The sequence below is a fragment of the Microvirga sp. P4_A5 genome (assembly GCF_056402495.1).
Map to the genome: position 1 here is coordinate 24,755 of NZ_JBFUHH010000018.1, position 15,670 is coordinate 40,424.

Annotated in this window: 8 protein-coding genes and 1 pseudogene; 5 read left to right on the plus strand and 4 right to left on the minus strand. The window is 59.3% G+C overall.

The window, feature by feature from the left end:
* Positions 1-43: 43 nt before the first annotated feature.
* Complete coding sequence (locus tag AC1DVM_RS07765; RefSeq protein ID WP_477253430.1) at positions 44-2,791, plus strand: decarboxylase; 2,748 nt, start codon at positions 44-46, stop codon at positions 2,789-2,791.
* Positions 2,792-2,830: 39 nt separating this feature from the next.
* Positions 2,831-4,516, plus strand: coding sequence for an aspartate-alanine antiporter (gene aspT, locus AC1DVM_RS07770; protein ID WP_477253432.1), 1,686 nt, complete (start codon positions 2,831-2,833; stop codon positions 4,514-4,516).
* Here the strand turns inward: aspT and AC1DVM_RS07775 are convergent.
* Entirely contained in the window at positions 4,473-5,645 is a 1,173-nt protein-coding gene (locus AC1DVM_RS07775; RefSeq protein WP_477253433.1) for an AI-2E family transporter, read from the minus strand. The genes aspT and AC1DVM_RS07775 overlap by 44 nt on opposite strands.
* Positions 5,646-6,854: 1,209 nt before the next feature.
* Here AC1DVM_RS07775 and AC1DVM_RS07780 point away from each other — a divergent pair.
* Positions 6,855-7,346, plus strand: a complete 492-nt coding sequence (locus AC1DVM_RS07780; protein ID WP_477253435.1) for an ATP-binding protein — start codon at positions 6,855-6,857, stop codon at positions 7,344-7,346.
* Positions 7,347-7,996: 650 nt separating this feature from the next.
* Here AC1DVM_RS07780 and AC1DVM_RS07785 read toward each other — a convergent pair.
* Together AC1DVM_RS07785 and AC1DVM_RS07790 are read right to left on the minus strand one after the other, a co-directional pair.
* Entirely contained in the window at positions 7,997-8,866 is an 870-nt protein-coding gene (locus tag AC1DVM_RS07785) for a hypothetical protein (RefSeq protein WP_477253436.1), read from the minus strand.
* A gap of 30 nt (positions 8,867-8,896) precedes the next feature.
* Positions 8,897-9,112 (minus strand): annotated as a pseudogene (locus AC1DVM_RS07790) (hypothetical protein); the annotation flags it as partial.
* A 2,443-nt stretch (positions 9,113-11,555) separates the two neighbouring features.
* Between AC1DVM_RS07790 and AC1DVM_RS07795 the strand changes: the two are divergent.
* Positions 11,556-12,416 (plus strand): DUF2279 domain-containing protein, encoded by an 861-nt coding sequence (locus tag AC1DVM_RS07795; RefSeq protein ID WP_477253438.1) that lies wholly within the window; start codon positions 11,556-11,558, stop codon positions 12,414-12,416.
* A 1,632-nt stretch (positions 12,417-14,048) separates the two neighbouring features.
* Here the strand turns inward: AC1DVM_RS07795 and AC1DVM_RS07800 are convergent.
* The gene (locus AC1DVM_RS07800; RefSeq protein ID WP_477253439.1) at positions 14,049-14,441 is read right to left on the minus strand and encodes a hypothetical protein; all 393 of its coding nucleotides are present in this window, start codon (positions 14,439-14,441) and stop codon (positions 14,049-14,051) included.
* A 142-nt stretch (positions 14,442-14,583) separates the two neighbouring features.
* Between AC1DVM_RS07800 and AC1DVM_RS07805 the strand changes: the two genes are divergently transcribed.
* Complete coding sequence (locus tag AC1DVM_RS07805) at positions 14,584-15,609, plus strand: AraC family transcriptional regulator (RefSeq protein WP_477253441.1); 1,026 nt, start codon at positions 14,584-14,586, stop codon at positions 15,607-15,609.
* The last annotated feature ends 61 nt before the right edge of the window (positions 15,610-15,670 follow it).

Genomic DNA, 15,670 nt, shown 5'->3' on the forward strand with positions numbered 1-15,670 from the left:
CGGCCTGTCAGCAACACGCTTTCAGCCACGAAGGAAGAGCACGATGGACGAGACGGTACTTCCGTATAGAGACACCGATCATTTTTTCTCGGCTCCTTCGTTGCGGCCCGACAAGTGGGTCGAGGTGCTTGCAGCCGCAAGGGCTTGGCAGAGCGGCAAGACATCGGCAGTCGACCGGGTCACAGAGTTGCTCTCTGACCTCGCGCCGCTCGAGGCATTTTATGCCTATCCTGGCTTAGCCCTTCTCGAGCGCCTGCGGGCCAAACTGATCGAAGGAGATATGAAAGGATTCTATTTCCTGGCGCAGCGAATTTCGTCGGCAATCATATCCCAGGATTTCAAGCACGATCCGGCGGAATGGGAGAGCAATGACGAAGTTGTCGATATCCCGGCCGATCGGCTCCCCCCGGCCTTGGGAGGTAGAGCGGTATTTCGACCCTATTTCGAAGTGCTTTTCGTGACGCCTCACCAGCCCTCCCGCTGGCAGCATATGATTCACGAAATTCGTCGATTGCGACGACCGGAGGACGAGTTTATTTACGAGCCGGTGATCGTCGGTAGCGCGGAGGACGCCGTCGCAGCCGCAATCGTGAATCCGAATATCGCTGCAATCGCACTCTACGAAGGTTTCGCCCTGCGCACTAGACAGGATGCGTCATTGATCCGTGCACTTCTCGAAGCCTATGGAGTGCAGGCCGAGATCGGCGAAGAGGACCTGACGCTCGACCTTGCGGACATCTTGAAAAGACTCCGGCCTGAATTGGACATCTACCTCCTCACCGATCGCAGCGTAGAGAAGCTCGCGGGTGATGTGCGCTCCAATGCCGTCCGGAGAGTCTTCTATCAGGTCGAGGAACCGCTTGAGTTGCACCTGTCGATCCTTGAGGGCGTGCGGGCGCGATTTGTGACTCCGTTCTTCGACAACCTCAAGAAATATGCGGCGCGGCCGATTGCGACGTTCCATGCGCTGCCGATCGCCCGCGGCAAAGCCGTTTTCAAGTCGGGCTGGATCCGTGATATGGGCGAGTTTTACGGCGTCAACCTGTTCCTTGCGGAAAGCTCCGCGACGACGGGCGGCCTCGACAGTCTCCTGGAGCCGACTGGGAACATCAAGAAGGCGCAGGAACTGGCAGCCCGTGCCTTCGGGGCGGATCGGGTCTTCTTCGTGACCAATGGCACGTCGACGAGCAACAAGATGGTCGTTCAGGCGCTCCTTGCACCCGGCGACATCGCCATCATCGACCGGAACTGCCACAAGTCGCACCATTATGGCTGCGTTCTGAGCGGGGTACAGCCCTATTATGTGGAGGCGTTTCCCCTCACGAAATACTCGATGTACGGAGCTGTGCCTCTGCGCGCCATCAAGAAGGCTCTCCTGGATCTCAAGGCAGCGGGACGCCTCGATCGCGTCAAGCTCCTCGATCTCACTAACTGCACTTTCGACGGACATGTCTACAACACCCGTCGCGTAATGGAAGAATGTCTCGCGATCAAGCCGGATCTGATCTTCCTTTGGGATGAGGCCTGGTTCGGATTCGCCCATTGGTCACCCTTCCTGCGCCCGCGAACGGCAATGGGCGCTGCCGCCGACATCGAGCACTATTTACAGTCGTCCGAAGCATTGGAGGCCTACGAACGGCAACAGAAGGAAATGGGCTGTGAAGCCAAAATCGAATCTCTTCTGAATGCGCGTCTTGTTCCCGATCCGCGGCAGGTCCGGCTCAGGATCTATCAAACGAACTCAACCCACAAATCGATGTCCGCGCTCCGACAGGGGTCCATGATCCTAGTGAAGGACGTAGACTATCACACCGTCGAGGAACAGTTCCACGAGGCGGTCTTCACTCATGCTTCGACCAGCCCCAACCAGCAGCTCATCGCCAGTCTCGATGTGGCCCGGCGACAAATGGAGCTTGAGGGCTACGGACTCGTCGCGAATGCGATTCAAATCGCCTTGGAAATCCGCCGCCAAATCAATACCCACCCCATCATCTCCAAGTACTTCAAGGTGCTCGGTAACGACGAGCTGATACCAGAAGAGTTCCGGGCGAGCGGCTTCGAGGACTTCCTTACCCCAGGAACGACCTGGTTCGACGCCGCCAAAAGCATCAGAGACGATGAATTCTTTCTCGATCCGACGCGTCTCACGCTCGTGAGCGGTCATGCCGGATTTGACGGTACGCAGTTTAAGGGGATCCTGGCGGAGAGATACAACATCCAGCTCAACAAGACCTCCCGCAACAGCGTTCTTTTGCAGTCGAACATCAATAACACCCGCAGTGACGTGGCACTGCTCATCCGGGTGCTCCTGGAGCTGTCGCAGGACATCGACAAGCAGCTTCGCAACGGTGGCGACGAAGAGCGAGTTTCGTTCGAAAGGCGCGTGAAGTCCTTGATGCATGATGTGCCCGAGCTGCCGAACTTCAGCCGGTTCCACGAACGTTATCGGACAGAGTCCGGCGACGGCACGATCGAGGGGGATATTCGCGCCGCGTTCTTCGATGCCTACAATGCCGCGGGTTGCGAGCACATTTCCCTCGCGAGCCCGGAAATCACCCGGCGGCTGAGCGACGGGCCGCCGCTCGTCTCCGCCAACTTCGTGATTCCCTACCCACCTGGTTTCCCGATCATGGTGCCGGGTCAAGTCATCACTCCGGAGATCATCGATTTCATGCGCAAGCTCGATGTGAAGGAGATCCATGGGTACTCGGCTGCCCACGGACTCAAGCTTATTCGCATAGGAGAAGATGGGAAGCCTTCCAGATCCGCGCGAGCGTCTCGACGGACCTGAGGAAGGGCACCAGCGGCGATCCCTCGAAGGGAGTCAAACGTGGATTACATCGTATCTGCTTTACGCCAGAATCCAGAACTTGCGATCTTCCTGACCGTCGCAACGGGCTTTCTTATCGGCCGCATCAAATTTGGAAGCTTCAGCCTCGGAATCGTAGTCGGTTGCTTGTTGGCTGGTGTTCTGATCGGCCAGCTCGACATCAAGGTTCCCCCTCTCGTTAAAACCATTTTCTTCGACCTGTTCCTCTTTACAACGGGTTACAAGGTAGGACCGCAATTTTTTCGGGGGCTGAAGGGCGATGCAGTTCCCCAAGTCGCGCTGACTGTGCTGCTTTGCGTGACATGCCTGCTCACTGCATTCGGGTTCTCAAAGCTCCTTGGATATGACGTCGGGACGGCGGCGGGCCTTCTTGCAGGTGCGTTCTCCGAGTCGACTGTTATCGGCACGGCCGGTGAGGCGATTCAGCGCCTCGACCTCCCAGAAGCGGAAAGGAATGCGCTGGTCAACAATATTCCTGTCGCCTATGCCGTGACATATCTCATTGGAACGGCCGCTTTGGTCTGGTTCCTTCCCAAGATCGGGCCAAAGCTCATGAGGGCCAATCTTCGGGAAGAGGCCGCGCGCATGAGGTCGAAAGGTGGAAGCACGAGCCAAACCGCGGAAGGCATCATGTCCGCCGCCCGCCCATTCGATGTTCGCGCTTATCGTGTCACCAATCCAATGCTGATCAACCAAACGATCGCTCAGCTCGAAGCTCTCCCCGAGCAAGCGAGAGTTTTCATCCTGCGGCTCCGTAGTGGAGACCAAATCCTGGAACCTCTGCCGGACATGCTTGTGCGCGAGAATGACGTCGTTGCGGTGATTGCACGACAGGAAATCCACGCGACGCGCGGCACCACCATTGGTCCAGAGGTCAGCGATCACGTCCTGTTGGACATCCCGATCGAGGCGTTGAATGTTGTCATTACGAGCCGGGCCGTCGACGATAAATCCTTGGCTGAGTTGTCTCGCTTTCCGTTCACCCGGGCCGTGTTCTTATCGAGATTCACCCGCTCCGGGATTGAAATGCCGATCATGCCGGAAAGCCGCATCGACCGGGGTGATGTGGTTCGTCTGATCGGTCCCCTGTCGGAGGTAGAGAGAGCGGCAAAAGAGCTGGGCTATCCTGATCGTCCCACCACGGAAACAGACATGATTTTTGTCGGAACAGGAATTTTTTTGGGTGGCCTGGTAGGCTTGCTCTCGGTCGTGGTTTGGAATGTGCCGCTGACGCTCACCGCGAGCGGAGGGGCGCTTGTCATGGGCCTTTTCTTTGGCTGGCTGAGGTCTGTCTACCCGTTCTTCGGTCGCATTCCGGAACCGGCGATCTGGATTTTCGATACTGTTGGACTTTGTGTGTTTATCGGCATCGTCGGCTTGGGCGCCGGGCCGAGCTTCGTGTCCGGATTAAAGGCGTCGGGGATCAGTTTGGTCTTGGTGGGTTTAGTTTCGGCCTTGTTGCCTCACACGCTTGGGATACTTTTTGGCCGGTATGTTCTGAGGATGGATCCGCTCATTGTTTTAGGCGCATGCGCAGGCGCTGGCACCATTACGGCTGCGCTTCGAGCTGTGCAGGATGAAGCGCAGAGCAACATTCCGGCGCTCGGGTATACGGTCCCCTATGCAGTCGGAAATATTCTCCTTACTGCTTGGGGGCCGGTGATTGTAGCGATGATGTCGGTCTAGCAGGCGTAGTCAACAACGAGCCTTGGGCATCGCCGTCGGCGGCGGGGGAGCCACCGTGAGCCGGGTGCTGCTGCAACCATTCATAGAGGAGGACATAGCAAACGGATAACAGCACAGGCCCCACAAACAAGCCGAGTAGACCGTCAACAAGCATGCCACCGATGATACCGATTAGTATGATGGGCATAGGCACTTCAAGCCCCCTGCCGAGCATCAAAGGTCGAAGGATATTGTCACTTAGCCCGATGATCACGTTCCAGATCAGAAAAATGATCGCAGGCTGCGTTGCTTCGGTCGCGAAAACATAGCCGACGACCGGGAGCGACAGCAAAATCAACGGCACCTGCATGATACCCAGCAGGAACGCAATAAGCGTCAGCGGGCCGGCCGCCTGAAGTCCAATGGCCAGATAACCGATCCCGAGCAGCAGCGACTGGACGACAGCCACACCAACTACCCCCAGCGCCACACCTCGGATCGTGGCTGCGGTCAGCGTGATCAGGTGCATTGCGCGCGTTTTGTCGCTCATAAGACGTTCTAGCAACCTTCGGGCAAATTCCGTGGCGCCCTTGCCGTAAACGACAATCACGGCGGCGATCGCGAATGAAGCAACGAATGATAGTTCGCCGATCGCCAAGCTGCCAGCGAAAGAGGCTAGCCGAGCCAAGGGTCCACTGAGCAGATGTCCGTATTTCGTTAGGGCCGCCGGAAGGTTGGTGGCGACGAGCGCCCAGATTTCCATCAGCTTTTTCCCAACCAGCGGGGTGCCATCGAGCCACACTGGCGGCGGCGGCATCATCAGATCTTGGCTCTGCAAGCTCGAGATCAGCGAATAGATCGATGTCGCGAGCGACGTCACGATCATGACCATCGGCCCCAACGCCACGGCGATGCCAGTCAGTCCGATGAGCAAGGCCGACGAACGATCGCCGATCCGCGCCGCCAGACGGAGATGGAGTGGATACAGTATCACCGCTAGGATCGCTGACCATAGCAAGATGAAGGCCAAAGGGAAAATGATCCGGACGCAGGAGTAAACGAGCAGAGCGACGAGCCCAATACGGAGAACGGCATCGAACATGGTCGATGCCGAAGGTTCATCTCCGGAGTCTAACGCATCTGGGTCCATGGTCTTGTCCCTTGCGCGCTGTCGCCTCAGTACACCAAGCGTTCGACGTTTCCGATCCAACCGCGACCCTAAAAACCCCGCCTCCGATTTCGGAACTTCCCTGGGTGAGTTGCAGAAATCGGTTCGAATTCGCGATGTCTGGTCTTGTTAACTAATCTGCCGAAACGAGCGTCGGGCTCATGACTCAAGCCTTGGCGCAGACGGAACTCCCTCCATCCACGCTCAGTTCAATTCGGGACCGACCTTGAAACCACGCACCAGTACGAAGGTCGTCGCCACAGGGAAACCCGACAAGAAGAACATGTCGAGGTTTGAGCATGGATTACTCGGTTCGTTATAAGCAAGATTTTCGTCTCTAATCTACGCCCTATCTCGGGCATATGCTATCGCTGCCTGAATGAAATCCGGTTCGGCGGATGTATGCGCTCGGTCTCAACGCGCTGCCTCCCATCGTCCAGAGCAGGCCCGCCGTCCCGTCGAGCTCCAAGTCCCGGAGGCGCTGTTCCCGGCGACGCTTCCCCTTACGATAATCGTCGTGTTCCGAATACGAACGCTTCCGTCAATACGCCCGGCAGCGTCAAGCCCGCCCTTGACCTCGTATGTTCGTGACGTTCTGTCGAATGCTCTTCCGTTGCGGATGCGAACCACGTGCTGACGGTCCGAACGGCATGTTCCGGTCTCGGAAATCGCCCTCGCATGCCAAACTCCATCGAACGCATTTTGAGCGGAGCTTGGATTGCCGGAAAGGATTGTCACGCCGGAAGCGATAAAGACTCTCATCGCCCATCGGACAGGTTTAGTTACTGCCTGGACTGAAGGCTGCGCGCTCATCGGAATCGTCCTTATTCAACGACATCACCTGTTACGCCCTCACTCGTGTCCTGGTCGCTTACGAAGCGATAGATTACTCCATTGCTCCTGGCGGTCAAAATCGCGAAGCGCCTACACGAACGCCGGCCGTGGCAAGCATCAGACGTATGGCGCCCTCCTCAATCCCGGTGCCCCTTGCGGGCGATGTGCTCGCCAAGTGTCCCGACGGCAGCGACGAAGATGCCGAATACACATAAGCGATGGTGAAAAGCTTGCCGGCGGCCGTTTTCGGCAGAAGTCACCGTACCCGATGGTGGCGATTGTCACCACCTAAAATACGTGGCGTCGAAGAAGCTCTGGCCGGCCCCAAGAGGTTCTCTACTCGCGTTGGTGAGCGAAGTGTCCGTCGAGTCGGTGCAGCAGGCGTCCAAGACGTTCGGGATGATTCTGGCGTTTGTCGGTTTCGTCGTCGTGGCCCTTGTGGCCGCTGCGGAAATGACGACGGCTGTTTCCGGCGCGCGCAAAAACCGGCCGTTCCTGAGTCTAGGTACCGCGCTGGGGAGCACGTCTCAAACTCTTCGTCGCCCCAGTGCCGGTGCTGCTCAGTTACGTCATCGGCCCGGCGCCGCTACCCAAAACCGCATCATCAGTATTCAGAGTGAGCGCGCCGAGAACCTTGCCGAACTCTTCGTATCGGATAACGGTCTAGGAATTCCCGAAGACAAACTGACCGAGATCTTCGAACCGTTCTTTACGAGCAAGGCCGAAGGCATGGGCATGGGGCTGTCCATCGGGCGCACCATTATCGAGACGCACGATGGGAGTATATGGGCAGAAAATCGGGATTACGGCGGCGAGTCGTTCCGGGTCAGGCTTCCTCTTATCGTATAACTGGTGATCCATCGCGCGAGCCGTACGAAGCAGATCCGACTTCCGCATATGGCACTAACCAGAATTAGCCGTTCTTAATGCGGTCAGGAGCCGCCATTTTTCACGACGTTAGGCTAGTGGAAATGGGTACCGGCATCAATCTCGGCTTTTGTTTGAGCCGGGGCGCAAACACCGGGGCTGGCCGGTTTTCAATGATTCACGAATTCTCGGTGACCATCGCCCGAACCATTCGCCTGCCCTTGGTTCCTACAAGCTAATGCCGCGACTGTGCTGGATTTCTGCCACCGCCGACGCGCCGATTTTCATTTACGTTGATAGTTTTAAGGACACGACTGTTGGGGGACGAGGCATTGGGTGGAGGAAGGGAGCACGGTGGCAGCGGCTTTTCGGTTCGTATTCTCAACGGCGAAAGGCCGGCGACATCAAAACGACCCTCACCCGATACGCATCGCCGATATTCGACTGGCGGCAAATGCAGCGATGGGGAACAACCGAGAGCGACCTTCCACCGGAAAGTACGGTTCTGTTCAAACCTACCACGAGGTGGGAAACCTATCGCTCACAGACGTGCGGCGCACATCCGGCGTTCTTTGTCGGGACCGGCCTAAACCAAAGGTGCGTCGCCGAACCAATGCGAGGTCCGGTGGCCTTCAATCGACAGTGATGGCGCCCAGCCCAAAGCTTGTCTTGCCGAGCGTGATCCACACTGCCCCATCACCAAGCATCATTCCTTTGTCGCGGACGAAAACCGTCTCAAAACTGGATTCCGCGACAACCTCCCGAAGACGCGGGCTCATGAGCGTTTCCTTTGCTGCGATGAACTGCTCGCGGTTGCGGATCGTCCGCTTGGCCTTGCGTATGATCGATAAAGGGTAATTTGTGACCCGGGCGAGGATCTGGATATCACCAGACCGGAAGGCCGCCTTGACGCGCCGGAAGCTGTAATAGGCGGCAAGGGGATCGAAGTTCAGGTCCCGGTAGCTGGCCTCGACCTCAGGCGAAAGCTTCGGTCGGGAGAACCCTGCCTCCGGGGTCTTTACCGGCAGGTCCACCGCGCGCCGCAATTCCCGCGCGAGTAGGTTCAAGGCCCTGTGACGATCGTAGAGCATCTGCAACGCCGGCTCACGGGCCTGTGTCGCCTCGTTCGCGAGGGATCCCGTGATCTCCGACTCGACCGCCGCCGCGTCAGCTCCGGCATATTGCCCCGCGCGGGGAAAGGAACTCTTCGCCAGTTCGTAGGCAAGCTGGTGGCGGGCAATCCAGGTCCGTTCCTCCACGTCGGCCAGGACCTGCTCGTGCGACGGCTTGAAGCCGGGACCTCTGGCGATGTCGGCCGGCAGGGCCTTAAGGGACTCCTGCGGCTTGGCGCCCTCCGGCATATCGGATGGGATTCGCGAATCGACCTTGTAAGTGCGGCCGTACACCCTGACGAAGAAAGGGGCCCCCAGAACCGGAACGGTGCAAGGGAGCACCAGCAGACACCCGCAAAGCCCGATAACCGTTGCGGTGAAGCGGGTCATCGCCGCCTCCATTTCCAAGGTTCAGTAGTGTCTCCGAACCGCGCGGCGCGTCGACCGCCTGGCCACGCCGGCCACGCTGCCTGGCGTCCCCGGCCGGCCGACGACTGCCTGAGCGGTGTCGCATTTGAGCCCGATACTGACGGTGCTCCCGTGACCGGGAGCCGCGGCATTCGACCGGCTTACGCTGATCGACACCGGAAGGGCGATGAGAAACGCTGCGACGCCGCCTGTCATGGCCAGTTTCATTGGTAGAAAACGCATCGTCATTCTCCATTTGGCTGGTGTTGACGGATTCACGGCGCTCGTCATAGACCTGCTGACAAGTGTTGCTTGACCGGCTGGGCCAGCGACTTTTCCTTTTGAGACAAGGACCCTTCAATTCCCTTTTTCGGGGAAGTCTTTTGCCTGACAAGGGCACTTCGCCTGTCTCTTTCCAGGCATGCCTGTGCTGGAGGAGCAGATCCGGTGGCAGCGGGGTGGCTCGGGATCAAGTTGCTGGATGGCATCTGTCGGCTGCTGCGCACGCGGACCATAAGCCAACGCTGTTCCGCCGATGACATGGCCGGCTGGCGATGCACCGCCGCACCTGGAGCCGGCGCCTGAAGGACAGCGGCTCGGGCTACGGAGCCATCGCCAACGAGATCCGGTTTGGGTTGCCCGGCAATTGCTGGAGGACACCACATGCCGCTCGCTCAGATCGCGGCGGCGCTGGCCATTCCGAAGCCAGTGCCTTCACCCGAGCCTTCCGCGCTGGTCGGTGAGACTGTCGCCTGGCAGGGTGACAGCCGGCCCAGATGACACACCAATTGGCCCATCCGCGCGACTACGCAATTGAGGTGGTGAATGCCGCGGACGAATTGATCTTCAGGCTCACATTCTCTGAGGCCCTCGACAAACGGATTCCCCGCTTCACCAGGCGCTTGCGCCAATGACGCCGCTCGATCGCGCAGTTTGGTCCGATATCGAAGGGGCTCATCGGTGTCAAAACGCCCCAGTTTCATAACCGGGCCGTTCGCAATCGGGGGGCCGCCTTCAGCTCCAACAGTTCATTCCAAACTTGGTCGTCAACGGATCGATGCGATTGGAACATGCCGAAGGGGGCGCGAGATTGCCTGCAGATCATGGGCCTCGGACGCACCGCCTCGCCCCGAACTTCCGTCAGATCGGTTATTCGAGCCGCTCTTTACCACGAAGCAAGAGGGCCTGGGCAAGGGGCTGTGCATTGCCCGTACCGTCATTGAGTCGTGCGGCGGCAAGGTTTCGGCAAAAAACCATGCCAGCGGCGCCGTATTTCACGTGAGCGGCGCAACGGCCGTCGGGAGCGCGCCCGGTGCAGCAGCGCCCAGTGGCCCAACAGCGCCCGGCAGCGCAGGAGCGCCAGTTGGCACAGCAGCGCCCCGCGACAAAGCCCCGTCCCGTCCCGTCCCGCAGAGACCCGCGCAGCGTCCGGCGGTCAGTCAACAGCTGCCCTCGAACCTGATGCCGGACGTCCAAGCGCGGAACCATGGAAACCAACGCCAGATTGCCAGTCGGCAGACTTACCGGCCGCCGTCGGCGCAGTTCGCCCGTTCCCCGGCGTCGTTTGCCCCCCAACGCAGCCTCGCACCGCGGGGTGGGTTCGGCGGTGGTGGCTTCCGGGGAGGAGGCCGCGGCGGCGGTCGGCGTTGAGCGGAATGGCGCTCGTCCGGTTCACGTACTCAGGGGACAACAGTGCGGGTTCCAATACCCCATTCTATCTGCATCATCCGGGCAGTGAGCCGGACGCCCTGGCGAGGGCGTCCTCGATGCGGTGACGCCCGCAGGAATGCATCGGCAGTCCAATGACGTGGAGGACGTCTGCGACACAATGACGTAGGTGGGGCCTTTAGGTTAAAGGATCTTCGAGGTCGTGACATTATCACTTGCCTGACCAGCTTTGAGAGCGTCCCTGCTGACCTCATCCCAGCCGGTCGCCTCGCCACCTCTGGCAAGGGTTGCATCTAAGGCGGGCACCGGCACCTTGAACCGTTTCGGCGGTCGAGACGGCGTTTGTCGGCAGCACCGGCTCGACAGCCGGCGTTTCCTCCAGATGTGCGGCCATTATCTCGTCGAGCCCACAGCCTTCACGCCGACGTTCGCAGCCTTAAGAGTCACCGGGCCCTGCTTTGGGGCGCCGGCGACACCGGCGGAGGTCATTGGTGCGGTTCGCCCTGTAAACCGGACTTTGGCACTCCGTGTACATGGCGAAATTTGCAGCTCTGCCGCCTCAGTCGGCGTCCGTTCAGGTCAACCCCGGCAATTAGCGGCACCCCTATAATGGAACGCTGGCGCTTAAGGAAAAATTTCACAAAGATTGCTATGGAAGCCGCGTTCCTCCAATCTTTCACAAAGACTGCATTAGAAGGCGCGCTGCTCAACCTTCGGGCCTCGACCAGCGTGAACATGGGGGGCTAGTGATGAATGCGACTCCTGCGTGGTGAATGAGCTCAATGGCGCTCAGCAACCCGGAGTGAACCGAAGCGTGCGGTCCTTCGCCTTCATCGCTTGTCTGTCGGTCCTGGCCGACCCGCTTGGCGTGATGGGCCCGACTTCGGCTCGGGCACAGACGACTGAGACGGTGGAAGTGTCTCGTGCCAAGAAGAATCAAAAAGGCAGGTCGAACGCGCAACGGATCACTCCGCCACCACCTACCAACAAACGGGACAAGGGTTTGGCCCCGCTTCCCCCATCCTTCTATTCGGTGAGTCAACTGGGCGATCACCTGTCCTCCGTGCGATGGGAGTTGGCCGCGGTCGGCGCCGGCTTGGTCGCGATTGGGATTCGGGACTGGGATTGGGGTGGTTCGGAATTTCAGTTCATCGAGGAGGGATGGTTCGCGAAGAACACCCGGCATGGCGGCATGGACAAGATCGGCCACGCCTTTTCGACTTACGTCATTGCCGACATCCTGACCGACCGGATCCGGGCGAACGCGTCCAATCCCACCGGCGCCCCGATCACAGGGGCACTCGTTGCCTTCGGAATCATGGGGCTCGGCGAGGCCCTGGACGGGTTCACGGGCAAGCATCGCTTCTCGCGCGAGGACATTGTTGCGAACGGCGTGGGCGCGGCCTTTTCCATCCTGCGGAATTCCGTGCCTGGCCTGCGGGAGAAGCTGGACTTTCGGTTCATGTACACGCCTGCCAGCTACGAGCGGCCGGGTATCACGTCCTCGGAGGATTCCGGCATCATCCCTCCTTATCAACGCCAGCGCTACATCATGGCCTTGAAGGGCAGCGGGTTCGAGGAACTCAGGAACACGCCTCTGCGCTATGCCGAACTGCACGCCGGCTTCGATGCGCGCGGCTTTGAACTGGACGAGCGGAGACTTGGCTACCCGATTGAACGGACTTTTTATGTTGGGGTCGGCCTGAACCTCAGCGAGGTCCTTTTCGGAGCAGGCTCGGTCCCGAACTTCGCGAAGCACAAGGACACGCTCCCTGCCCGGGTCGTCCAGAAGAGCCTGGAATACATTCAGGTGCCTTACACGGCGGCCTATCACGGTAACACCTTCTCGACGATCCGCCGGTAAGCGGGCGCACTGGTCGCCTAAGGCGGATTCACGCTGGTGGATTTCGCAGAAGGCCGGATCGAACGCTCTTTACCATGATGGGCCGTTTCGCTCAGTCCCTGCGCTCCTCTCGTCGCTCCGTGCGCCCGGTGCGCCGGGTCTGACGCCGCTCGTGGCGTCCGGTCCGCCGCTCTCCACGCCGCTCCATTCCCGAGGTCTGAGCCTCAGCCTGTGACGCCGTCAGTACCACCGCAGGCGCTGCAAGGCCAAGGGCGGCCGCCCACCCCACGAGACAAAGAGCACGCCGACGAGAGATCACGTCCAAAGTGATTTTATCGCTCATGTCCAGAACTCCAGAGCAAGGTGGTCCAGCAGGTTCCCTTATCGGCGAGGTCCCCGTGGATCAATTGACCTTACGAACTGAGACATCGCCGGCGCAGGCAATCGGCACGCGGGTTCCTAGCTGCCGATCATACATCGTGCGGCAGGGCACCCCGTTGATCGTCCGAATCTCGTTTGGCCTCGCATAGGGGAAGAGGGATTGAGGCGTGCCCGCGATGGGGATCCCAGTTGTCGCACCCAAGCGAGTGCTACCAGTTGTGCTCACATCAACTCGAGGTACCCGAACGTCGCCGGCGCAGGCAATCGGGACGCGGGTTCTGGACTGCCGATCATACATCGTTCGGCATGGTACCCCATTGATCATCTGGATCTCGTTCGGCCTTGCATAAGGGAAGAGGGATTGAGGCGTGCCCTGAATAGGATTGGGTTGTGCTTGAGCGGCGCCAACGGCGCTGAGAAAGATGAGGCCCGCGCACGAACTGATGCTGAATACCCGCATGGAATCCTCCTTGCAGCAATCGAAATATCCTGTCCTAGTTAGACAGGTCTACGCTTGACAAATGGAGATCATCTTGAACGCTCTAGCCTGAGAACATGCCATGTCCGTCAATCTCATGGCTTTATTAGTCATCAAATTTTGGCTAATCTACCACGACCCAAATGTTTTGCTTGATCAAATGTGACAACCGCGTGACACTTTGGGACAGCCGCTCGCGCCACGCGGAGACCGCGTCACCGGCTAGCTTCGAAGTGCATGCAATTTTGTTGATGAATGCGCGCCGGCTCGCTGAGCACAGGCTGAGCCTGCGCCGGTCTAGCGAGCGTTCGATTAAGTGGACCTCGGCATCTGGGACCGACACAATGGCCGCCTTTTCCCTCAAAGGGAGGACCTCGAGTCCGTAATCCGCTGTACTCCTACCAGGAGACAAGCTTGCTCCGCCTTCCGTTCTGAGGGCTGGAATCTGCTGAATCCGGGCCTTGCACGAATGGGATGGCTGGGCCTTCGATTTCTTATGGGGCCGCGTACTGGTCGCTGCGGTCTGGGGATAGCGCGACGTCGTGGTTGCGCGGCACTCGGTTTGCGCCCGCCGTATCTTAAGAACCTCCGCCAGCACGTAATCAGGAAGAAGTCACGGCCGCCCAGATGCTAAAATGAGGGGTCGTCATAGACGGCCCCTCAGTGGCGGAAGGAAATCGTCAGGTGCTGAAAAATAACATCAAAGAAACAAGAGACGAGATTTGATCCCAAGACGCAGAAAAGACTAGCGTAAAAATCGCGAGCTTAATTTGACTTGGCCAGCATGCCCCCCTTCAGTTAAGTGAATGATGACGCCGCTTGGCCCGGCAGACGAACTCGACAGCCGCGGCCAACTCGCCCTCGTCAAACTCGAGGCATTCGAATCTGTCGATCGCAGAGCCGCTCCTGCCGGAGTAAATCTCCAGCCAATACGACGACAGGGCTAGCGGCGCCCCGGATTGGGGATTTTTGGTCAGGCGCACCTCAACCTCGCCGAACCGCGCGAGCATGACGGTCTGAAAGCCGTTATTAGATTCCAGCGGCACCGCAAGCTGAACGTATGCGCGGATGATTTTTTGCTCGATCCGATCACGGCAGATGTCGGGGCCATGTAGAATCTCGCGGCGGTTACGCCGAGACTGCGGCATCCCGTTCCCCATCGTTTTCAAAGGGATCAAGCCTTCCAAGTCGACTGCCCTTTTGCTGGACCGTCGTGTTGATAGTGGCCATGTCGGCCACCGTCTTGCTATGTTGGGTCAAAGGCTTGCTGTACGAAGCCTCGGGGAATCGGAGCCCATGCAGCGCGGGAAGCGGTCCATGTCGCAACCTATGGCGTCCGACACGCCGCCCACGGCAGCCGGGGGAATTGCCCGACTGGCCGTTGCCCGGGCTGTTGCGGACGGCGTTGATTTGGAGCCCATCCTACACAAGGTTGGTATTTCGCGCGGCCAGATGGAGGATTGGAACTCACGCCTGGCAGTCGATAGCCAGATCAATGTGTTGAACCTAGTGGCAGAGGCAATTCAGGATGGCCTGCTCGGATTCCATCTCGCTGAAACGTTTGAACTTCGCAAGATAGGGCTGCTGTATTTCGTGCTCGCCTCTTCCGCGACGCTCGGGGAGGCGCTGTCCCGCGGGGAACGGTATAGCACGGTCACCAACGAAGGCGTCCTTTGGCGATGTCACGCGGCGAGCGATTTCGCCGTTCGCTACAACTATGTCGGCGTGGCGCGACACGCGGATCGGCACCAGATGGAGTTCTGGGTGACGACGCTCGTCCGGACGTGCCAAAATCTGACAAACACCAGCGTCAGACCCRTCCGCGTCAGCCTAGCCCATCCTCGCTGCGTCGATTCCGGACGGCTCGACGAATACTTGGGATGCGAGGTTAAGTTCGCCGCCGGGCAGGACGAAGTCGCTTTCGCTCGCGGTGCATCGCAGCTACCAATCACGGGTGCCGACCCGTATCTGAACGAGCTTCTCGTCCAGTATTGCGACGAGGCACTATCCCGGCGGGGCCGCCCTTCCAGCCCGATCAGGGCCAGCGTGGAGAACGCGATCGCCCCGCTCCTGCCGCACGGCAAGGCGCGGGTGGCCGAGATCGCGCAGGCGCTCGGCATGAGCCGGCGGACGCTCGCCCGGCGGCTGGCGGGGGAAAACTTAACCTTCGCCAAGATCACCCAGGAGGTCCGAACGGATCTCGCCCGACACTATCTGAGGGACGCAAGCCTCTCAATCTCTCGCATCGCTTGGCTCCTCGGTTACCAGGAGGTCAGCGCCTTCACTCATTCCTTCAAACGGTGGACGGGGCAAACGCCGACGCAAGTGCGTTTGCTGGCTCGCCAAACACCTTGATGGGCCCCACAGCTCGTTGCGCGAGATGGCGCCACTTCCATCCACAAACATCCGCGAAGAG

What these genes read in the sequence shown, in the direction of transcription:
- AC1DVM_RS07765 (WP_477253430.1), top strand. Translation starts at nt 44, where the DNA reads ATGGACGAGACGGTACTTCCGTATAGAGACACCGATCATTTTTTCTCG.
- AC1DVM_RS07775 (WP_477253433.1), bottom strand. Translation starts at nt 5,645, where the DNA reads ATGGACCCAGATGCGTTAGACTCCGGAGATGAACCTTCGGCATCGACC.
- AC1DVM_RS07785 (WP_477253436.1), bottom strand. Translation starts at nt 8,866, where the DNA reads ATGACCCGCTTCACCGCAACGGTTATCGGGCTTTGCGGGTGTCTGCTG.